Annotated in this window: 19 protein-coding genes and 1 pseudogene; 13 read left to right on the top strand and 7 right to left on the bottom strand. The window is 48.5% G+C overall.

Annotated features, from left to right (window positions below; all coding sequences use genetic code 11):
* Positions 1 to 174 precede the first annotated feature (174 nt).
* From nagB to PV783_RS09350, 9 genes and pseudogenes are all read left to right on the top strand, one after another.
* Positions 175 to 2,106 (top strand): annotated as a pseudogene (gene nagB, locus PV783_RS09390) (glucosamine-6-phosphate deaminase); the annotation flags it as partial.
* Positions 2,107 to 2,162: 56 nt separating this feature from the next.
* Positions 2,163 to 2,594 carry a phosphohydrolase gene (locus tag PV783_RS09385; protein WP_079469006.1) on the top strand — a complete coding sequence of 144 codons (432 nt, stop codon included), beginning with the start codon at positions 2,163 to 2,165 and terminating at the stop codon, positions 2,592 to 2,594.
* Positions 2,595 to 2,657: 63 nt separating this feature from the next.
* Positions 2,658 to 3,236 (top strand): hypothetical protein, encoded by a 579-nt coding sequence (locus PV783_RS09380; RefSeq protein ID WP_079469007.1) that lies wholly within the window; start codon positions 2,658 to 2,660, stop codon positions 3,234 to 3,236.
* 96 nt (positions 3,237 to 3,332) lie between these two features.
* The gene (locus PV783_RS09375) at positions 3,333 to 3,710 is read left to right on the top strand and encodes a hypothetical protein (RefSeq protein WP_111579450.1); all 378 of its coding nucleotides are present in this window, start codon (positions 3,333 to 3,335) and stop codon (positions 3,708 to 3,710) included.
* 74 nt (positions 3,711 to 3,784) lie between these two features.
* A complete protein-coding gene (locus PV783_RS09370) occupies positions 3,785 to 4,624 on the top strand; it encodes a hypothetical protein (RefSeq protein ID WP_420987827.1) in 840 nt (279 codons plus the stop codon).
* Between the two features lie 95 nt (positions 4,625 to 4,719).
* On the top strand, positions 4,720 to 5,676 hold the full coding sequence (locus PV783_RS09365; protein ID WP_420987826.1) for a YeiH family protein: 957 nt from the start codon (positions 4,720 to 4,722) through the stop codon (positions 5,674 to 5,676).
* A 114-nt stretch (positions 5,677 to 5,790) separates the two neighbouring features.
* Positions 5,791 to 6,672, top strand: a complete 882-nt coding sequence (locus PV783_RS09360; RefSeq protein ID WP_420987825.1) for a class I SAM-dependent methyltransferase — start codon at positions 5,791 to 5,793, stop codon at positions 6,670 to 6,672.
* A gap of 38 nt (positions 6,673 to 6,710) precedes the next feature.
* Positions 6,711 to 7,406, top strand: a complete 696-nt coding sequence (locus PV783_RS09355) for a type 1 glutamine amidotransferase (RefSeq protein ID WP_420987824.1) — start codon at positions 6,711 to 6,713, stop codon at positions 7,404 to 7,406.
* A 15-nt stretch (positions 7,407 to 7,421) separates the two neighbouring features.
* The gene (locus tag PV783_RS09350; protein ID WP_420987823.1) at positions 7,422 to 8,390 is read left to right on the top strand and encodes a YpdA family putative bacillithiol disulfide reductase; all 969 of its coding nucleotides are present in this window, start codon (positions 7,422 to 7,424) and stop codon (positions 8,388 to 8,390) included.
* Between the two features lie 219 nt (positions 8,391 to 8,609).
* On the opposite strand, the gene murB is transcribed toward PV783_RS09350, so the two are convergent.
* Positions 8,610 to 9,626 (bottom strand): UDP-N-acetylmuramate dehydrogenase, encoded by a 1,017-nt coding sequence (murB, locus tag PV783_RS09345; RefSeq protein WP_420987822.1) that lies wholly within the window; start codon positions 9,624 to 9,626, stop codon positions 8,610 to 8,612.
* A 73-nt stretch (positions 9,627 to 9,699) separates the two neighbouring features.
* On the opposite strand from murB, the gene PV783_RS09340 reads away from it, so the two are divergent.
* Together PV783_RS09340 and PV783_RS09335 are read left to right on the top strand one after the other, a co-directional pair.
* Complete coding sequence (locus tag PV783_RS09340) at positions 9,700 to 10,362, top strand: oxidoreductase (RefSeq protein WP_420987821.1); 663 nt, start codon at positions 9,700 to 9,702, stop codon at positions 10,360 to 10,362.
* 33 nt (positions 10,363 to 10,395) lie between these two features.
* A complete protein-coding gene (locus PV783_RS09335; protein ID WP_420987820.1) occupies positions 10,396 to 12,366 on the top strand; it encodes a DUF3857 domain-containing protein in 1,971 nt (656 codons plus the stop codon).
* A 3-nt stretch (positions 12,367 to 12,369) separates the two neighbouring features.
* Here the strand turns inward: PV783_RS09335 and priA are convergent, their stop codons facing one another.
* From priA to PV783_RS09320, 3 genes are all read right to left on the bottom strand, one after another.
* Complete coding sequence (priA, locus tag PV783_RS09330) at positions 12,370 to 14,808, bottom strand: replication restart helicase PriA (RefSeq protein WP_420987819.1); 2,439 nt, start codon at positions 14,806 to 14,808, stop codon at positions 12,370 to 12,372.
* The gene (locus tag PV783_RS09325; RefSeq protein WP_079469018.1) at positions 14,805 to 15,572 is read right to left on the bottom strand and encodes a lysophospholipid acyltransferase family protein; all 768 of its coding nucleotides are present in this window, start codon (positions 15,570 to 15,572) and stop codon (positions 14,805 to 14,807) included. The genes priA and PV783_RS09325 overlap by 4 nt, the downstream gene beginning before the upstream one ends.
* A gap of 73 nt (positions 15,573 to 15,645) precedes the next feature.
* On the bottom strand, positions 15,646 to 16,080 hold the full coding sequence (locus PV783_RS09320) for a DUF4258 domain-containing protein (protein ID WP_420987818.1): 435 nt from the start codon (positions 16,078 to 16,080) through the stop codon (positions 15,646 to 15,648).
* Positions 16,081 to 16,160: 80 nt separating this feature from the next.
* Here PV783_RS09320 and mtaB point away from each other — a divergent pair, with 80 nt between their 5' ends.
* Positions 16,161 to 17,450, top strand: a complete 1,290-nt coding sequence (gene mtaB / locus PV783_RS09315) for a tRNA (N(6)-L-threonylcarbamoyladenosine(37)-C(2))-methylthiotransferase MtaB (RefSeq protein WP_420987817.1) — start codon at positions 16,161 to 16,163, stop codon at positions 17,448 to 17,450.
* On the opposite strand, the gene PV783_RS09310 is transcribed toward mtaB, so the two are convergent.
* From PV783_RS09310 to PV783_RS09300, 3 genes are all read right to left on the bottom strand, one after another.
* Positions 17,451 to 18,059: a DinB family protein gene (locus tag PV783_RS09310; RefSeq protein WP_420987816.1), complete on the bottom strand. Its 609-nt coding sequence runs from the start codon at positions 18,057 to 18,059 to the stop codon at positions 17,451 to 17,453.
* Between the two features lie 68 nt (positions 18,060 to 18,127).
* Entirely contained in the window at positions 18,128 to 18,766 is a 639-nt protein-coding gene (aat, locus tag PV783_RS09305) for a leucyl/phenylalanyl-tRNA--protein transferase (RefSeq protein WP_079469022.1), read from the bottom strand.
* A gap of 8 nt (positions 18,767 to 18,774) precedes the next feature.
* A complete protein-coding gene (locus PV783_RS09300) occupies positions 18,775 to 19,083 on the bottom strand; it encodes an ATP-dependent Clp protease adaptor ClpS (protein WP_079469023.1) in 309 nt (102 codons plus the stop codon).
* A 105-nt stretch (positions 19,084 to 19,188) separates the two neighbouring features.
* On the opposite strand from PV783_RS09300, the gene PV783_RS09295 reads away from it, so the two are divergent.
* A complete protein-coding gene (locus PV783_RS09295; RefSeq protein ID WP_420987815.1) occupies positions 19,189 to 21,333 on the top strand; it encodes a cation:proton antiporter in 2,145 nt (714 codons plus the stop codon).
* Positions 21,334 to 21,407 lie beyond the last annotated feature (74 nt).

The raw sequence follows: 21,407 nt of genomic DNA, 5'->3' as shown, positions 1-21,407 counted from the left end.
TATATGATACGGCCTTCAACCGCTGTGTGCTAAACATATTAACGAGATCAAATATTAAATGGTTTATAACAAGCTAAAGAAATATAATTTAAATATTGCTAAATAATAATGCGCATTAGCAGTAAATTCTTTAATTTTCCGGCTCGTTTTTAAACCGCATCTAATCAAAAACGTTTACAAATGACGATTAATCATCAGGAAATCGAACTGATCGACAGCTTTGAACAAATTGCTGTGGAAATACATCCTTCTGCCAAAGAGGGTTCCAAAGCAGTAGCACAGGAAATTGCCGCGCTGATCCGCGAAAGGCAGGCTGCCGGCCAAAAATGTATTTTAGGATTGGCCACCGGCTCTACTCCTAAATATCTGTACGCAGAATTGGTACGTCTGCACAAAGAAGAAGGACTCAGCTTTAAGAACGTCATCACCTTTAACCTGGATGAATATTATCCTATAGAGCCGGATGCTTTACAGAGCTACCACCGCTTTATGAAAGAGCACCTGTTCAATCATGTTGATATCCCTGAAGGTCAGTACAACATTCCGGATGGTACCATTCCAAAGGATCAGATCAAGAAATATTGTGAGGCTTACGACAAACGTATTGAAGAATTAGGCGGTATCGATATCCAGGTGCTGGGTATTGGTAACAACGGCCACATTGGTTTCAACGAACCAGGCGCTAATATCAATTCACACACCCGTCTCGTTACGCTGGACAACAGCACCCGTTTGGCCAATGCGTATGAGTTCCCGAATATGAGCCAGGTGCCCCGTTTGGCGATTACAATGGGCCTTAGCAGCATCTTTAAGGCAAAACGCATCTTACTGATGGCGTGGGGTTCGCATAAATCCAAAATCGTTCGCCGTTCTGTAGAAGGACACAGTACCGACCAGGTGCCTGCTTCCCTGCTGCAACAGCATCCTAACTGCAAGTTTATCATTGATGAACAGGCAGCAGCTGAACTGACCCGTTTCAATGAACCGTGGCTCACCGGCGACTGCGAATGGACTCCGGGCCTGATCCGCAAAGCAGTAACCAGCCTGGCGCTGAAACTGAACAAGCCTATCCTGATGCTCACTGACAAGGACTATAACGAAAACGGTTTGAACGACCTGATCGTACAGTATGGTTCTGCCTATGAGCTCAATATCGAAGAGTTTAACGCCATCCGTGATACCATTACAGGCTGGCCTGGTGGCAAGCCTGGTCCACAATTACCAAACCACCCGGAGCGTTCAGAACCCGCTAAAAAGCGTGCGCTGATCTTCTCGCCGCATCCTGATGATGATATCATTTCTATGGGTGGTACTTTCATCCGCCTGCACGAACAGGGACATGATGTACATGTAGCTTACCAGACTTCCGGCAACATTGCCGTAACAGATGAGTTCCTGCTGCGTTTCATCGACTTTGCCGTAGGTTTTGAAGGTATGTTCGACATCGATAAAAGCAAAAGCTCCCTGATCCTGGATGAAGCAAAAGCATTTATCCGCACCAAGAAGCCAAGCCAGAAAGATACTGCTGAAATCCGCGCTATCAAAGGTTTGATCCGTCGTTGCGAAGCAAAAGCTACCTGCCGTTATGTAGGTATTGCGGAAGAAAACGCCCATTTCATGAACCTGCCTTTCTATGAAACCGGTTTGGTGGAAAAGAAACCAATGGGACCAGAAGATGTGGCACTGACAGTAGAGCTGCTGCGTAAGCTGAAACCACAACAGATCTTCTGCGCCGGTGACCTTGCCGATCCGCATGGAACGCATAAGGTGTGCCTGGACATCATCTTTGCTGCACTGGAAATTGTGAAAACAGAAGACTGGGCCAAAGATTGCTGGGTATGGCTGTATAAAGGCGCATGGCAGGAGTGGGAAATACATGAAATTGAAATGGCTGTTCCCATGAGCCCTGACCAGGTGATGCAGAAGCGTCTTGGTATCTTCATTCACCAGAGTCAGAAAGATGTGGTGCCTTTCCAGGGAACCGATCTCCGCGAATTCTGGCAGCGTGCTGAAGACCGTAACGCCAACACCGCCGACCTGTACGACCGTTTAGGTTTACAGAAGTATGCCGCTATGGAAGCATTTGTACGTTACCATTTTATGTAAATAAATCATAATTTTAGGGGACTGTGATAACCATCGCAGTCCCTTTATTTTTTTATATGAATCTGAGCAGAGCCATAGAAATAGCCACCACCGCCCATAAAGACCAGGTAGACAAATACGGGCAGCCTTATATAGGGCATGTGTTCCGTGTAATGCAAATGGGCCGCACTGAAGACGAAAAGATTGTAGGGGTGCTGCACGATGTGGTAGAAGACACCAGCTGGACCTTTGAAGCCCTTGAACAGGAAGGACTGGCCCCTCACCTGCTGGCCGCTCTTTACTGTGTAACCAAACTGGATGAAGACGAAGACTACGACCACTTTGTAGACCGTACCCTCCAGAACCGTTTGGCCTGTATGGTTAAACTCAACGACCTTACAGACAACATGGATATCAGACGTATGACCGACGTAAAGGAAAAAGATATTGCCCGCCTGAACAAATACCTGCACGCTTACCGCCGGATAGCGGCCGCCGTTATCCAGTAGAATATTTTTTCAACGCCTTCCGATTAAACTATTAAATTACAGTAGAAAACAGAATAGCCATCAATGGAAAACGATATCCTCATTGACTTTAGGTTTGCTGCAAAAGAGAAGCCCAGGTTCGGTGAATTATTCTTAATTACAGGAGAAGAGCATCCTAAATTTCCGGCCAGGAATAAAGCATTCGCACAGCTGGCCCCATTGGGTTTTGAACAACTCGATGATTTTTTTGGTATCCTTAACAGCGAAGAATCAGGCGACGACGTACTGATATGGCTTTTCCCCATGATCAACGGGGAGGAAGTATTTCATAACAGCGGCCCTTTCGACGCTATCCGGCTATCTTACAGCGCATTACGCAACGCTCCCGTAACTATCAGTCTCCTGCAGGACTGCTTCAATGCCCTTCAGGCTTTACCCGATGTGGAGGTTGAATTTGAAGGTTCAGTCATCAGCGACTTTGCCCCTGTGCAAAAGAAAGCAGATGAAATTGTGGCCCACTGGCGGGAAAACCACATAGAACCCGGCTCAGAACAAAGTTTGCTGATTGATGATGACGAGGCAGACGATGACTGGGAAGAGGATGAAGACTGGGAGGAAGATGATGAATGGGATGAGGAAGCCAGTGATAAAAAAGAAAAATAACACCTTGAATATAAGCAGGCTTACGGCCTGCTTTTTTAATGCATATATTTTGTAAATTGAGTCCGCTGTATCTAACCTGACTTACGCCAACGGATCATGAAAAAACAAGCCAACAAAAAAGGCGCTACCGCATTATTGCTGGTAGCCACTTTAATACTGGTATTGCTTATTTCCGGTATTCCCTCTGCCCATAAGGCAGATAAGAAGCACTGCACTGCTATCACCGGAGTGGTAAAGGAAATTAAAGCGGGTCCTCCCGGCATTATTATCCATTTGAAGGAAGATCCCAGGATCTATTACATCTCCCGTAAAACCAATACCAGCCTCTCTTTAAAAACACTGGAAAAAGAACTGACGGGTAAAAACATACAGCTTTATACAGCGCAGGACTGGTCCCCTCTGGACCCGTTTTCCACCATGAAACAGGTTCGCCGCCTGCAGATAGGCGACACCGTTATATTCACGGAATTCTAGGCCTAATCTTTGTGCAGGTGCAGCAGCGGATGGAAGCCGGAGTCCTTCCATTCCCGTAAAACAGTAACTTTCATATGTATCTCAATAAATATTTATCCTGCCTCACACTGGCAGTATTACTGGTATCGTGCAACCTGGATAACAAGCCAGGCAAATACGATAACGAAGAAAACGTTGCAAAAAACAATAAAAAAACTGCTGCCGAAACAACCCCCAAATCCGCCCGTAGCAAGGCTCCTATTGTTGGCGAAAGAATTAACGGCGCCGCCACCATACTGAATAATCCCGGCGGAGAACCACTGGTTACCCTGGTAGATTATATCCCGCTGCGTTGTGCGCCGGTGAAAAAGGATTGGTACCCGGTAAGCGTGGATTTTGATATTACGAAAGATGAATTCAGCAAGCCGCTTTTTCACAAAGGCCGCAAAATAAAAGTAAATGGCGTGGATGCAGGCGTACTGCAACGCGACATCAAACTGCCCGTAGCCACCAACGGGGAAAAGATGTGGGCTACCATTAACGGCTATACGCAAAAGAAAAGTATCCGTAACGGCACCATCATTGAATCTGCTTTAAGCAGCTACCTGAAACAACATACCGGTCGCAGCGCCGCTGATATGGAACCCTTTATCCACAATTTCAAACTGGAAGAAGAAACCACCCTCAAGCCCTATGTGCTGTATTTCAATTATGAAAGCGGTATTGATGATCCCAGCCCGTTGTATCGCCTGGCCCTTATTTTCCAGGGAAAACAACTCATAGGCGTGCTGCACTCCCGGCCCATTCAACTCGATGGCGGCACTCCGCGCAGGTTGCAACGCGGCTTTACTGTCAACTATCTCAACGGCATCGATAAAAGCCTGAAAGAAGATTTCGCCGTAAAGTTCAACAAGTTCATTCTCTCTGTTGATTAAGTCCATAACTTTTGGTTATCACCTATCACTTATAGACATTTGACTTCCGGGCCTGTGATACGGACCTTTGTAATCCAATTACAAACGTTTCGTGTATGCAACAAGAGAAGACAGCGGCCACGTGGCTACCGGAGAACACGCAGAAAATTATATTCCTCACCGCAGCAGCTATTACGCTGCTGCCGGTAGTAACCCCGCCGGTGGCGCTGTTGCTGGGATTTGCCCTGGCGCAAACCAGTGGTAATCCTTTCACCACAGTAACACCACGCATTACCCACTGGCTACTGCAGCTGTCAATTATAGGAATGGGCTTTGGCATGAATGTGCACAGCGCACTGAAAGCCGGCAGTGAAGGTTTTCTTTTTACAATTACTGCCATTGCCGGCACCTTACTAACAGGCGCCGTACTGGGCAAGCTGCTGGGGATTGATAAAAAAACCGCTCATCTTATTTCCTGCGGCACCGCCATCTGCGGTGGCAGCGCTATAGCCGCCATTGCACCAGTGATGAAAGCCGGCGAGAAACAGGTTTCCGTGGCATTGGGCATCATCTTCCTGCTGAATGCACTGGCACTTTTTATTTTCCCGGCAGTAGGCCACGGGCTGCATTTATCCCAGCAACAGTTTGGCCTGTGGAGTGCCATCGCTATTCATGATACCAGTTCTGTAATAGGCGCCGCCAACAAATATGGTGAAGAGGCGTTGCAAATAGCTACCACCGTGAAACTCTCGCGCGCCCTGTGGATTGTTCCCGTGGCGTTTATCACCACCCTGTTGTTTAAAACAGATACGGGCAACATCAGGATCCCGTGGTTTATTGCCGTGTTCATTGCTGCCATGCTGCTTAATACCTGGGTGCCGTTGTTTCAGCAGGCAGGCCCCTTCCTGGTAAAAAGTGCCAAAACGGGTTTGTCGCTCACCCTGTTCCTGATAGGCACCAATCTCAGCCGCGAGGCGTTGCGTGGAATCGGCCGCAAACCCTTGATCCACGGGGTAATACTATGGGTATTGATCAGTGCCGGAACCCTGCTGGCCATCTGCTGCCTGGCCTGATACCGGGGAAAATCCCGTGATAATCCTATTCTCATTTTTACATATATTTGATCATCGATCATTTGTGATACTCGCATCATTTATCTCAATAACCAAGATGACTACACGTAATTTATGAGCCGGTCTCCTGCTACCAAATCCGGCACTTATATGGCTGCATTCCGGGCAATAGAAAGTACGAAACCTGAGAAAGAGCGCCTGTTGTATGATCCGTTTGCCAGCGCGTTTCTGTCAAGATTTTATCAGATCTTACTGGCGGGTTGCACGATTGCTTTCATCAGGAAAATAGTTACTGCCTGTATACAGTTCCGCTGGCCCGGCAGCTTCACCGCCGCTGTTGCCAGAACGAGGCTGATTGACGACATGATCATCCATGCGGTAAGATCGCAGGGTATCAACCAGGTGATCATTCTCAACGCTACTTTTGATACGAGGGCGCATCGCCTGAATGTTGGTGTACCACTGCATTATGTGGAAATGGATCACCCAACACTTCAGTATACCAAGAAGAAAATACTTGCCGGCCTGGTAGGATTACCAACCATTCATGTGGATTATGTGCAGCTGGATCTGAACACGCAACAGATCTCTGAAGTATTCCCGGAACTCTTCTACGGCGCGCATTTAAAAACATTGTTCCTCTGGGAAGGAATCACTACCCGGCAGGAAGCCAAACAGGCGGAAACGATTTTCCACCATGTGAAAAATTTTAGTCCGGGTACACAGATCATCTTTACCTATGTAGAAAAAGCAGTGCTGGAAAACCCAACCGCATTTTATGGATTTGTGCGTATAAATAAGCTGCTAAGCCGTGCCGGTGAGAACTGGGATTTTGGTATCCGTCCGGCAGAATTGTATGCCTTCCTGGAATTACATCATATGAAACTGCACTATGATGGCGGCGGCGGGGATTACCGCGCAAAATATTTCGGAGAAAAGAGTAAGCAGATGAAAGGCTATGAATATTTAAGAGTAGTAAGAGCAGAAGTGAAATAGCAGCCGTATCTTCGGTGCATCATTTTAGCGTTCTGCATATGCATATTCACTACTTTCAACATGTGCCTTTTGAAGGACTCAGCTGCATTGCCGACTGGGCCTGCAGTCATCAGCACCAGGTAACCTATACCCGCTGGTATGAAAGCACTGACACTACCGCACTTGCAACGGCGGACTGGCTCATCATCATGGGTGGGCCAATGGGCGTGTATGAACAGGATCATCATCCGTGGATGACCACCGAAATAGCCCTTATCCGGGAAGCTATCCAACAAAATAAAAAGGTATTGGGCATCTGCCTGGGATCACAACTGATTGCGGCGGCTCTCGGCGCTAACGTATACCCGCATACGCAGCCGGAAATCGGCTGGTTCCCGCTGGACCTCACTTTCCAGGGTCAGGCAGCTCCACTGGAAACAGTGCTGCCCCATCATTTTAGTACCTTTCATTTTCACGGCGATACCTTTGATGTGCCCGCAGGCGCTACCCGCTTCGCGGCTTCCGCAGCCTGCAGCCACCAGGCATTCATTTACGGCGACCGCGTAATTGGTCTCCAGTTCCATATGGAATTAACGGCAGAAAGTTTGCAGGAAATGATCCTGCACGGCGCCGGCGCCATTGCCGCTGGCGGGCCGTTTGTGCAAAATGAAGAGAAGATCCGCCAGCATATGAACCTGCTGACGCAAAACACTGAAACCATGTACCGCCTGCTGGATTATATGGCAGTGCTGTAAATAAAATATAATTGTATGACTGCTGCGTTTGATGTTTTGATTATCGGCGGAGGACCTATTGGTCTCGCTTGTGGGCTGGAAGCCAAAAGAGCGGGACTGAGCTATATTATCCTCGAAAAAGGTTGTGTGGTGAATTCCCTGTACAACTACCCGTTGTACATGACTTTTTTCTCTACCTCTGAGCGGCTGGAAATTGGCAATGTTCCCTTTGTGTCCATCAACCCGAAACCTACCCGGCCGGAGGCGCTGGAATATTACAGAAGGGTGGCCACTTCGCATGAACTGAATATAAAACTGTTTGAAGAAGTGGAGCTGGTAACGCCTAACGCCGGCGAATATACGATTACTACCAGAAAAAGTGTTTATCATGCGCGGCATGTAGTAATTGCCACCGGTTTTTACGATATCCCCAACCTGCTGAACATACCCGGTGAAGATCTTCCCAAAGTAACGCACTATTACAAAGATCCTCACTTCTACGCCACACAGGACGTAGTAGTGATAGGCGCCCATAACTCCGCCGTGGATGCCGCACTGGAAACTTACCGTAAAGGCGCCCGCGTAACAATGGTAATCCGCCAGGAAGACATTGGCTCCCGCGTAAAATACTGGGTACGCCCGGATATTGAAAACCGTATCAAAGAGGGCTCCATCAAAGCGTGGTTTAATTCATCGCTTACCGCCATCCGCGATAAAGAAGTGGATATTGCCACCCCCGATGGTCCTGTTACCATTGCCAATGATTTCGTTATCGCCATGACCGGCTACCAGCCTAATTTCAGCCTGCTGCAAAAGTCCGGTATTGCTTTGTCGGATGATAAGCTCAAACTACCTGCGTATAATCCGGTAACGATGGAAACCAATATGCCGCGGATTTACTTAGCCGGCGTGGTTTGCGGCGGGATGAACACGCATGTGTGGTTTATTGAAAACTCACGGGATCATGCGGAGAAGATTATGAAGCACATAAAAACGAATGCGTAGAGCAGCGCCTTCGGCGCTGGCGGATTTTGTCTTTCTCAGGATTAAACTGATTCAACTGATTTCGTTGATTTGATCACTTTTGATTTAAACTGATTTTGAGAGATATAAGCGAAAATATTCGTTTATATCTCCCAAAATCATTTATAAAATCCCCAAAATAAAATCAACGAAATCAGTTGAATCAGTTTAATCCTGAGAAAGACAAAATCCGCGGCGATCCTAAACAATATTCACCTCGCGCTCCAGCTCCACCCCAAACTTCTCCTTTACGCTATCCATTACCTCCTGGGACAGGTGGTAAATTTCGCTTCCCTTTGCATGACCGTAATTCACTAGTACCAGCGCCTGCCGGGCGTGTACGCCGGCATCGCCGTTACGGTATCCTTTCCAGCCGCATTGTTCAATGAGCCAGCCGGCGGCCAGCTTGAAATGTTCATCTGCTACGGGGTAGGCTACCATAGCGGGGAACGCTGCATGCAGTTGTTCATATACCGCTTTAGTGACAGTGGGGTTTTTAAAGAAACTACCTGCATTCCCTATTTCTGCGGGGTTGGGCAGTTTGGAAGAGCGGATGTTTATCACTGCCTGGCTGATGGCCTGGATAGAAAGCTCCCGCACATTCATACGCTGGAGTTCTTCGTTGATAGCGCCGTAGCTGGTATTAAAATGTGGTTGTTTGCTTAACCGGTAAGTAACGGATAAAATAGCAAACTGGTTTTTGTACTCTTTTTTGAAGATGCTTTCGCGGTAACCGAAATGACAATCGGCATTATTGAAAGTAACGATGCTGTGATCTTTCAGGTGCAGGGCTTCCAGCTCATGAAATACATCTTTTATTTCCACGCCATAGGCGCCGATATTCTGCATGGGACTGGCGCCTACGTTACCTGGTATCAGGGAGAGGTTTTCCAGGCCGGCGAGGTTTTGCGCGATGCAGTGTTGCACAAACCCGTGCCAGTTCTCTCCTGCGCCTGCTTTCACATATACGTAGTCGTTATCTTCCCCGGTAACGGTGATGCCTTTGATTTCATTTTTCAGCAGCCAGCCGTTAAAATCCTGTGTGAAGAGGATATTGCTGCCGCCGCCCAGGATCATCTGGGGCAGGCCGTCCTGCTGTTGATGTTCTGCGAACGACTTCAGCTCTTCCGCGGAGGAAAAGGACGCGAAATAACGTGCAGTGGCGTTGATACCGAAAGTATTATATGATTTGAGCAGAACATTTTCTGATACCTGCATAATAACTTAAATTTATGGTCAGCAAAGATAGCCGCAAATCATTTAGAAATCATAAATCCTATAATCCAGTTTCATGAATAAAACGGCGATTGTAATAGGCGCAACAGGACTCACCGGCACCCACCTGGTGGCAGCCCTGCTGCACGACCCGGCCTTCAGTAAAGTGAAGGTACTGGTGCGGCGGCCCTGGGCGCATGCCAGGCCAAAACTGGAAAGCATCATTGTGGACTTTGAAGATGAAGAGAGCCTGGCGGCGGCGCTGCACGGGGACATTCTCTTTTGCTGTATCGGTACCACTATCAAAAAGGCCGGCAGCCAGGAACGTTTCAGGGCAGTGGATTATGATATTCCTGTGAAATGTGCCCGGATTGCAAAGGAACAGGGCGTCACCCAATTCCTGCTGATGTCTTCTGTCAGCGCCAATCCTAACTCCCGCAACTTTTATTTGCGTACAAAAGGAGCAACAGAAGAAGCCATTCAGAAAGTGGGTTTCCACAGCGTGAATATCTTCCGGCCTTCTGTGCTGATAGGTCAGCGTAAAGAATTCAGATTCGGCGAATGGATCGGCAGATATCTTATCCAGCTTTTTTATTTTTTATTACAGGGAAGATGGAAAAAATACCGGGGCATCAAAGCGGCAACCGTTGCCAATGCCATGCTCATAGCAGCAAAGGAGAATAATGAAGGCGTGAGCATCTATGAATCGGATGCTATTCAGAGCATGGGCGAGTCGTGAAAATCCGGAATTTGAGTCTTATCTTTAACCCGTATGAAAAAATGGGTCCTTCTTCTGGCTGTTGCAGGTATTGCAATACTGCCGCTATCTATGCAGGCGCAGGTAAACAGCTACTTTCCTGAGATATGGAAAGATAATCCACAGCTGCATACCACTCCATCTACCGATGCTCCTTACACGATCGTTGATTACAGAATGGTCAGGGATTTTAATGTAAGTCCGCGTGATAAAGCACAAGCCACTTCGCACTATAAAACACTGTACAAAAATATAAAGGTAAATACACAGCGCGCGGCGGATAGCCTCACCCGCCTGGTAATGTCAATGGAGCCCAGCGAAGCCTTGCGTGGCTTACGTATCCGGGTGATACATCCCGGTGGCACCGTGACCAGCCTGAACGAGCAGGTAAGGATGATTGAAATGGACCGCGAACGGAAAGCAATAGTGGCTAACAACCTCGTGCTGGAAGCCGGCTGTGAAATTGAGTATGAGCTGAGCCTGAAAGTACAGTACGATTACGCCGGCACCGACTACCTGCAGTCCGGCATTCCCTGCAACCAGCTTAGCTTTGTGCTGATAGCGCCAAAAACGCTTGATTTTGTGGTGAAGCCCAGCGCCGGTTTACCCGCGTTGCAGGACAGTATTGCCGGTAACAACCACTACTACCAGTTAAGCATGCAGAATATGCCGGCGCTACCCAACAGCGACCTGTATTTTTACCTGCCGCAGCTGAAACGGATTGATTTCGGATTGAAGCAGGCAATAGAAGGAAAAGATACCGTACGTATGACCTGGCAAAAGTTTGGGGAAGATAGTTATATCCCCTTTGTGGCAGTATCAAAAGCAGAATATAAGCAACTGGAAAAAGAATTACAGAAGTGGCCTTTCCTGAAACAACGGATTCCTGTTCCGCAGATGATCTACCTGGTAGAACAATTTATCAAATCCAATTACCGGCTGGTAGAGCCTTCTGAAACCGGCGAAACGGTGGATATCATTTCCATTATCCGTAATAAGCAGGCAGAGAAAGCAGGGTTTACCCGTTTGATGAATGCCGTGTATTATATGCTGAATATTCCCACGCAGATATTGTTCACCACTTCCCGCGACAGTTTACTGATGGACAGCCAGCTGGTGTACCGGCAGCTGCCCACCAATGTATTGCTGTACTTCCCCGGATTGCAACAGGCATTGGCGCCAACGGAAACAAATACACGTTTTCCGTGTTACCCCTCATTGTGGACCGGTATTCCTGCGTTGCGCTGCCGTGATACGCTGGTGGCGGGAGAAAGCAAAGTACTGACCGATTTTATTCAAACACCCGCGCCGCCGTATACCCTGAGTAACATTACCACTGAGGCCACGCTCCGGTCGGTAACAGATCCTACCTGGGATGTAAAGCAATCTTTTGGCGGCTACCCTGCATCTAACCTGAAAACAGCCTTTGGCGGTACCGGCAGCACACCGGAAGGCCGGCTGCAGGTATATAATGCCATCCTTCCGTTTGAACCGGGTATCAGGAAACCCACGGAAGTGAAAGCAGAAAACGAAGTGTTTAATAACCGCACCCTGGATAAACCTGTGTTGCTGAACAGTACGTTACTTACCACATCTTCCGTAGAAAATAAAAATAACAGCATTGTTATCCACGTTGGTCCTTTACTGGGTGGTAATATACCTGTGGATATCCCGCTTCCGCCAGGCGATCTGCCGGTGCAGATTACTTTTCCTTATTACCAGGAAAGGCGCGTGATTGTTCCTCTGCCGGCGGGTTATAAAGTAGCGAACAAAGAAGATTTTTCGGCAGAAATAAATGATAAAGGAGCTGATCCTGCATTAGGTTTTAAAATGCGGTGTGAGCAGGACGGCAATCAACTGCGCATTTTTGTACTGGAGTGGTATAAGAAAACAGATTTCTCCGGAAGCAGTAAAGCCGTATTCGGGCAATTGCTGGAAAGGATCCATACGCTTCAGCAGCAGGACCTGGTACTGGTGAAAGAATAAATTCTACACCCCGTCTACATCCGGAATAATCACTACGGAACGGAATCTTTTTTCCGTTTTCAGCTGAATAATGAACTCCTGCAATACCCTTTTGATATGGGTGATCAGCCTGGCTTCACGCGGCAGTTTGATCAGCATTTCCTGCAAATAGTTATTGCGCACCCTTGCCACCAGCGGAGCTGCCGGTCCTACCAGTTGTGCGCCGATATGCGGCTGCAGCCAGCTGGCCAGGATCTGTGCGGCCTGTTCTGCTGTTTGCTGGTTTTTATGCCGGATGGTGAGTTTCAGTAAACGGAAAAAGGGCGGGTACCCAAATACCTGCCGTTCGGCAATTTCTGCTTCAAACATGGCTTTATAATCGTGCGCCATTACATAATGCAATACCGGGTGCCGGGTGTTGCTGGCCTGGATCAGTACTTTTCCCAGCCCGTTTTTACGGCCGGCGCGGCCACTAACCTGTTCCATCATCTGGAAGGCCCTTTCGTTCACCCTGAAGTCGGGGAAGCCCAGGAGGTTATCGGCGCTCAGGATCCCTACCAGGTTTACGTTTTCAAAGTCCAGCCCCTTTACCACCATTTGTGTGCCCACGAGGATATCTATACTGCGGTCTTCCAGCAGCTGAATAAGTTTATTGTGGCTGTCTTTGTTCCTCACCGTATCCACATCCATACGGGCAATGCGGGCTTCCGGGAAGGCCACCTGGAGGTCGTCTTCTATTTTCTCGGTACCAAAACTTTTTGGTTCAATGGTTTGCGAGCCGCAGGCGGCGCAGGTATGTACATATGGATATCTTGTGCCGCAATAGTGGCAGTGCAGCTTATCCTGGTTTTTGTGATAGGTGAGAGATACATCGCATTGTTTGCAATGCGGGATCCATCCGCAGGTGGTGCATAACAGGAAAGGCGCATAGCCGCGGCGGTTCTGGAACAGGATCACCTGTTTGCCCTCTGCCATACTTTGTGTGATGGCAACTTTCAGGGCGGAGGTAAAATGGCCGTCCATTGTTTTCTCCGCCATTTCTTTTTTGATATCCACTATTTCTATGGTGGGCATTTCCACGCCGCCATAGCGTTCATTCAGTTCAACAAGTCCATATTTTCCCTGTTGGGCGTTAAAATACGATTCCAGGGACGGCGTGGCAGAGCCGAGCAGCACTTTAGCTTTAAAGAGGCCGGCATAATAAATAGCCGCATCCCTTGCGTGGTAGCGCGGGGCAGGGTCCTGCTGTTTATAGGAGGCATCGTGCTCTTCATCAAGGATGATGAGGCCCAGGTCGCGGAAAGGCAGCAACAGGCTGGAACGGGCGCCCAGTATAATTTGCAGCTCCCCGGTTTTTACCTTGTTCCATATTTCCACGCGTTCGTTGTTATTGAACCGGGAGTGGTAGATGCCGATGCTGGCGCCAAAATGTTTCTGCAGGCGGCGGATGATTTGCGTGGTAAGTCCTATTTCGGGCAGCAGGTACAGCACCTGTTTGCCGGTGGCCAGGCACGCTTCCATCATCTTCACATATACCTGTGTTTTACCACTGGAGGTAACGCCGTGAAGCAGGGTTACCTGTTTATCTTTAAAGTGTGTTTGTACTTCTGCGAGGGCCGTTTCCTGTGCGGGGCTCAGGTCAAAATCGATCTGCGTATCTACCTTACCGGTAGGAATACGGTCTACCGTACGTTTCTCCACCCAGAGGATGTTTTTGTCTACCAGTCCTTTTAGCTGGGCGGTAGTAGCGCCGGATTTTTTCAGCAGTTCTTTTTGCAGTACAACGCCCTGTGTTTTCAGCAGGTGAAGATAAGCGAGCAGGAGTTCCATCTGCTTGGGTGCGCGGCCCATATCGTTGAACAATGCGGCCAGTTGTTCTTCTTCCTGGTAATCTGCATGTAACTGCACATAATTCTCCTGTTTCTCCCGGTATACTTCTTTCAGTTCTTCATAAACCAGCAATACTTTTTTCTCTATCAGTGTTTTGATAACAGAGTATACTTCAGATTTATCGAGAATCATTTGTACTTCTTCAATCCGCAGTTCTTTACGGATGAGCAGTGCTTCCGCAATGAGGTATTCATCATCGCTGAGGGAAGTAAAGTCGTCGCCGAAGGCATCGTTGAAGAGCAGCAGCGTTTCGCTGGAAAGCTTGAGATGGGCGGGCAGAGCGGCATTCAGCACTTCTCCTTCCGTGCACATATAGTAAGCGGCTACCCAGGTCCAGAAGGCTAACTGGGTAGGATATACGATAGGCTCGGCATCCAGCATATCCAGCAGTGGCTTGGTTTTATACAGGGGGGCCTGTTCGTGAATGGCTTTCACGATACCGGCGTATTTCTTTTGTTTTCCCAGCTGTACAGCTACCCGGCTTCCTACCTTCAGGGTGGACATATTTTCAGGAACCGCGTAAGTATAATTTTTTGGTAACGCCAATGGCAATATTACATCTGCGTACTTCATCCTATTGGCTGCAGGGTTGGATACTTGTGATACTTGCGTAATTCGGTGTCCATTGCATCAAACACCTGTTGTTTAAGGGTATTGATATCATCGAGTGTCATTCCTGTTACGGGTATTGGCGGCAGGAATACCACGCGGCATTTGCCGGGGGAGATGTGCATAGGTCCTTTATGTGGTAAGCGGTGGCCTGCATCGAGGTACAGTACCGGCTTAATTGGTTTTTGCAATTCGATGGCCATCCGGAACGCGCCGTTGTGAAAGGGGCGTAACGGCTGATCGGTGTCGTTGGTGGTGCCTTCCGGGAATACGAGGATGGAGATGCCGGCTTTGAGGGCGGTCATCATTTCCCGTACGCTGCGGGCCCTGGCGGCTGCGCTGGAGCGGTCCACCGGTACCACAGAATTTTTATAGATAAAACCGAAGAACGGAATTTTAGACATTTCTACTTTTCCCAGCGGGCGGAAAGGGAGGCGCATTACTTTTACGGCGATGGCAGCATCGAGGTAAGAGCGGTGGTTTACCACATAGATGCAGGGCTCGTTGTCGCGCTCACATAAATATTTACGGGTTACCCACATGCCAACCAGCGGGAACCAGGTATGGGCCCAGAAGCGCAGGAAATAAAATATAATGTTACCTCCTTTCTGCCGGCCCAGTAAAGAGGCCAGGAAAATGGGCGGCAATATTAAAAACATGATGCCCAGGAAAGTGGCGGCGGCGTATATCACATAAATAACACGCAACGGTTTCAGTAAAAAATTCATAAACGCCTCGGAAGGTTTAATATGGCGGAAAACTACGAAGAAAATTACTAATTACGTGGAACCGGGCGCCGATTTAATCGCAGTGACAAACCCAGTCCTTATCCAGGTCGATGCAGGTAATTACTTTGGCGTTCTGTGAATCGCAGGGCGCAAAAACGATCCGCAGGTGCTGGCCTTCGCTGGAATAGCCTTCCAGGGCATAGGTTGGACAGGGATGGTCTTCCGGGTTGGACTTTTCCGGGTTGATCTTACCTTCTGCCAGGATTTCCTCCACTTCGGCGGTTGTCACCTGACGGCAATCCATCCGACAAATGGCATGTTTGGTATATTCAAGATGGGCATGCCGGTTAATAACTTCGCCGGCAATAGCGGGACTGTTGGAGTTGCTACGGGCTACCACGGGACGGCTGCCCGTGGAAGGGGCTGTGGGCGCACTTTTCCACCACTTCTGCTGCCAGCCGGCAAGCAATAAGATGGATAAAAGGAGAACGGGAAGGTACTTTTGCATTGATTTCATAAAAACAATAGAACGCCGCGCAAAATAGTCAAAAATTCCTTACCTGACTATGACATAAAAAGTTCCTACCTTTGCTTCCCTTTATGGAACAGGTAAAAACAGTAGCATTTCATACCCTCGGCTGTAAGCTGAATTTTTCAGAGACCTCCTCAATAAGCAGGTTGCTGGAACAGGACGGGTTTGTAAAAACGGATTTCGATGGAACAGCGGATGTATATGTGATCAACACCTGTTCTGTAACAGACAATGCCGATAAGGAGTGCCGTATGCTGGTACGCCGTATACAACGCCGCGCGCCGGGCAGCATGGTGGTAATTACCGGTTGCTATGCCCAGCTGAAACCCGCCGAAATTGCGGCTATTGAGGGGGTGGACCTGGTTCTGGGCGCCGCCGAAAAATTCAATATCGCCGAACACCTCAAAACACTCACCAAAGGAGACAGCGCTAAAATCTGCTCCTGCGATATCGACGAGGTAAATAGTTTCCATGCTTCCTATTCTCTTAACGACCGTACCCGCACTTTCCTGAAAGTACAGGACGGCTGTGATTATACCTGTGCCTTCTGTACTATTCCAATGGCCCGTGGCAAAAGCCGCAGCGACAGTGTTGCCAATGTGGTAAAGCATGCGCAGGACCTGGCCGCTACCGGTGTAAAGGAAATTGTGCTCACCGGTGTAAACCTGGGTGATTTTGGTAAAGGCTTTGAAGGGGGTAAGAAAAGAGAAGAAACCTTTTTTGAACTGGCGCAGGAACTGGATAAAGTGGAAGGTATTTCCCGCTATCGCATTTCTTCTATAGAACCTAACCTGCTCACTAACGAGATCATTGAATTTGTGGCCAACAGCCGCAGGTTTATGCCTCATTTTCATATTCCGCTGCAAAGCGGCAGTAACGAAATCCTGGGGCTGATGCGCCGCCGTTACCGCCGTGAACTGTATGCAGAAAAAGTAGCCCTGATTAAACAATTTATGCCACACTGCGCCATCGGCGTGGATGTGATTGTAGGCTTCCCATCTGAAAGCGATGCGCATTTCCGCGAAACCTACGACTTCCTGCATGAACTGGATGTATCTTATCTGCACGTATTCACCTACTCAGAACGCTCCAACACCACTGCGCTGGATATAAAACCGGTAGTACCCGTTCATATCAGGAACGAACGCAACAAAATGCTGCGTAACCTCAGCCACAAAAAACAGCAATACTTTAACGAACAACACCTCCATCAAACGAGGAAGGTGCTGTTTGAATCGCTGGGTAAAGATGGTATGATGGAAGGTTACACCGATAACTACATCAAGGTAACCACTCCTTTCCGCCAGGAATGGCACAACCAGCTGATCGACTGGGATCTCCGGTAATTATTTCGGGAAGCCGGGATCTGCTTTTACTTCCTGCAACTGCTGTGTATGCCGGTTGGTATGCGCTGCATCCAGCAACAATAACTGGTAAGCATCGATAGGCCCCAGCGCCGGGTGATCCATGATGTGATCACGCATGACGTCTTTTGTGCTGGTTACATATTCAATCAGTTTATCCCGCTGGTCTGTGAAAGCTTTTATAGCTTCTGCATTGGAGGAATAGCTGTGTTTGGGAATACCGGCTTCAGACGCCTTTACTTTGTGGCTGCGGTCTTCCACATTCTTAATGAGTTGTTCATCGGTAATTTTGATATCCTTTCTTCTTTCAGGATTGGCGGGTTGCTGTACCAGGTGCTGCTCTCCTTCCATGATAGCTTTTTCAATCTGCATGATGTGCTCCACGCACTCGATCACTGACCAGCGATCCGGCGCAGGCTTATATTCCAGTTGTGCATCGGTGAGTCCCTGTACATCCTTCAGGAGCTGATCTTTTGTTTGTTGCAGCTGGGTGATCAGGAGGCTTCTGTCTTCCCTGACGCTGGTACCAGGCCGGAAAGCAGTGACCGCAGAAAAGACAGCAATAGCGAGTAACAGCGCTAGTTTTTTCATCGTGGATAATATTTTAAGTGCCAGTAAATGGGGGTAATAGTAAGTAAGAAGAAAGATAAGTAAGTAAGTTACGAAAAACCGATGATCTCCAGAAATTCCTCCCGGGTAATAAATCCCGCGCCCAGTGAGGCCAGGTGGTCGGTATGTACCTGGCAGTCGATCATTTCCAGCTCGTGTGCATAGGTTTGTACAAAGGTGATAAAAGCCGCTTTGGAAGCGTTGCTGACGGTAGCGAACATCGACTCCCCAAAAAAGAAAGGGCCTGTTTTAACACCGTAGAGGCCACCCACCAGCGCTTCGTTCTGCCAGCATTCCACCGACATAGCGTAGCCTGCCTCGTGCAGCCGGATATAGGCTTCCTGCATTTCGCGGGTAATCCAGGTACCGGTTTGCCCTGCCCTGGGAATACTGCTGCAGCGGGCAATTACGCCTGCAAAATCTTCATTGAACGTAATCCGGAACTCTTTTTTGCGCAGCACCTGTTTCATGCTGGCAGATACTTTCAGTTCATCCGGAAATAATACAAAGCGGGGATCGGGGCTCCACCACTGGATAGGGGGTTCATCATACCAGGGGAAGATACCGGAGCGGTAAGCAAGCAGCAATCTTTCTACAGACAGATCACCACCCACGGCGAGTAATCCGTCCGGCTCGGAAAGCTGAACGGGCGGAAAAATCAGTTGCTTGTTAAGACGGAAAACGGACATATCAGGAATCAGCTGCCTGCCATTTCTTCAATAGTAACGCTTAATCCTCTCTCCTGCAGGGCTTCACACAGGGGGCGCAGTTTCAGGTATTCGCCCTGTTTTACGGCATACTTTCCATTAAAATGAATGATCAGCGCACACTGCTCTGCCTGTTCATGCGTATGACCGCATACCTCCATCAGTGAAGCAATGACCCAGTCGAATGTATTCACTTCATCATTCCAGACTACCAGGCTGAACGGAAACTGTTCATCTTCCGCCACCAGCACATCTACCTCTTCCTCTGGTAATCCTTTTGTACTTGTACGATCGCTCATCTTTAATAAAAGCTTTATGCAAAATTACATGGATTATTCGTTAATTTATCCATATTTAGCAGAGATCTGTTGATTTCAGGATACTTCCGAATTTAAAAAATGGTTATGATGAACGGACTGGTTTTATTGATGAATACAAATTTGCCGTTAAAAGATCCGGTGCCGATCTTTTCGCTGGTGTTGTTTATAATACTGCTGGCGCCTATCCTGTTACGTAAACTGCGGATACCGAGTATCATAGGGCTGATCATTGCCGGGATGCTGATCGGCGATCATGGTTTTAAAATTATACAGAAAGATAGTATCGATCTCTTTGCCAAAGCCGGGCTATTGTATATTATGTTCCTTGCGGGGTTGGAACTGGACATGACGGAATTCCGTAAGAACCGCTACCGGAGCATGATTTTCGGCGCCTTTACCTTTTTTATCCCCCTTACAATGGGGTTTGTGGTATGCACCTATGTACTGCAATTTAATTTCATGGCTACGCTGCTGGTATCCAGCATGTTTGCCACCCATACGCTGGTGGCTTATCCGCTGGCAAGCCGGCTGGGCATTACAAAAAATGAGGCCGTTACCGTAGCGGTGGGCGGTACCATTATTACCGACACGGCCGTACTGCTGATACTGGCCGTGATCACCGGTGCGCAGGCAGGCAACCTCAATACTTACTTCTGGGTACGGCTGGGCATTTCACTGGCCATTTTTGCCGCTATTATCCTCTGGCTGATGCCCATGCTTGGCCGCTGGTTTTTTAAGAAGATTAAAGACGATAAAACTTCGCATTTCATATTTGTGCTGGCGCTGGTATTTGCTTCCGCCTTCCTGGCAGAACTGGCAGGGGTAGAAGGTATTATCGGGGCATTCCTGGCCGGGCTGGCACTGAACCAGCTGATCCCGCATACTTCCCCGCTGATGAACCGGATTGAATTTGTGGGCAACGCTATTTTCATCCCGTTTTTCCTGATCAGCGTAGGCATGCTGGTAGACCTGCGGGTATTGCTGAAAGGCCCCGAAGCCCTCATCATTGCCGGCGCGCTTACCCTGATGGCGCTTAGCAGCAAATGGCTGGCCGCCCTGTTCACACAATTGGTGTTTAAATACAGCGCCAACCAGCGCAAGGTGATCTTCGGACTCAGCAGCGCCCACGCTGCCGCTACCATTGCAGTAATACTCATCGGGTATAATATGCATATTGTAGATGAACATGTGCTGAATGGTACGGTGATCCTGATCCTCATTACCTGCCTGGTGGGCTCTTTTGTAACAGAAAATGCCGGCCGCCGGCTGGCCATACAGGAAGCAGAAGGCAAACCCGAAGCGGACGATCAGCCCGAACGCATACTGGTGCCGGTTTCCAACCCCGACCGTATTGAGGCCCTGCTGGACTTTGCAGTAATGATTAAAGACAGCAACGCCCCTACTCCTATTTATCCGCTGGCCGTGGTACAGGATAATGAAGAAGCAAAAGAAAAGATCCATCTCACCAATAAAATGCTGGAAAAAGCGGTGATACATGCTGCTGCCACGGAAAGCGCGGTGCAGGTGGTGACCCGCATAGACCTCAACGTTTCCGACGGTATTACGCGCGCCACAAAGGAACTGCTGATCAGCGATGTGATATTGGGCTGGACCGATAAAACAAGCACCACCGACCGCTGGCTGGGCAACATCTTCGGTACCACGCTTGATAACGTATTACAACGGGTATGGGAAACCGTGTACGTGTGCAACTTCCACTCGCCACTCAATACCACTAAAAAAATGGTGCTGGTAATGCCGCCCAATACGGAATACGAGCTGGGCTTCCTGCATTACATGCAGAAAATGTTTATGCTGGCCAAACAGGCAGGCGCCAGGTTACTGGTTTTCTGTAATGAGAAAACGCAAACCATCACCACTGCTTTTGCGGAGCAGACAAAAATGAGCGTGGACCTTAGTTTCCGCCAGTTTGATACCATCGAGGATTTCCTGATCCTTTCAAGGGAAATAACCAGGGACGACCTGGTAGTGGTAGTCACTGCCCGTAAAAGCACGCTTTCCTATCATGCCTATATGGATGGCATTCCCGCTAAACTGGAACGTCATTTTAAAGACAATAATGTAATCCTGCTGTATCCTGAACAAAGGGAGTTTGATTCACTGGAAGCGGGCCTTCAATCCGAAGATCTGACGCTGGCGCCTATACAGGAGCAAATTGCGAATCTGAATAAACTGGGTAAAGCGGTGAAACGGATATTCAAGAAATAATGGATAGCCCGTAACGGCTAAACGCAAAAAGGTCCCGCATTGCTGCAGGACCTTTTTTATTTGTGTGTAGTGTG

The organism is Chitinophaga sp. CC14 (assembly GCF_048957795.1).
In the GTDB taxonomy this organism is placed as follows: domain Bacteria; phylum Bacteroidota; class Bacteroidia; order Chitinophagales; family Chitinophagaceae; genus Chitinophaga; species Chitinophaga ginsengisegetis.
Note: the sequence above shows the minus strand (reverse complement) of the source record. Positions and strands in the feature narration are given on the sequence as shown.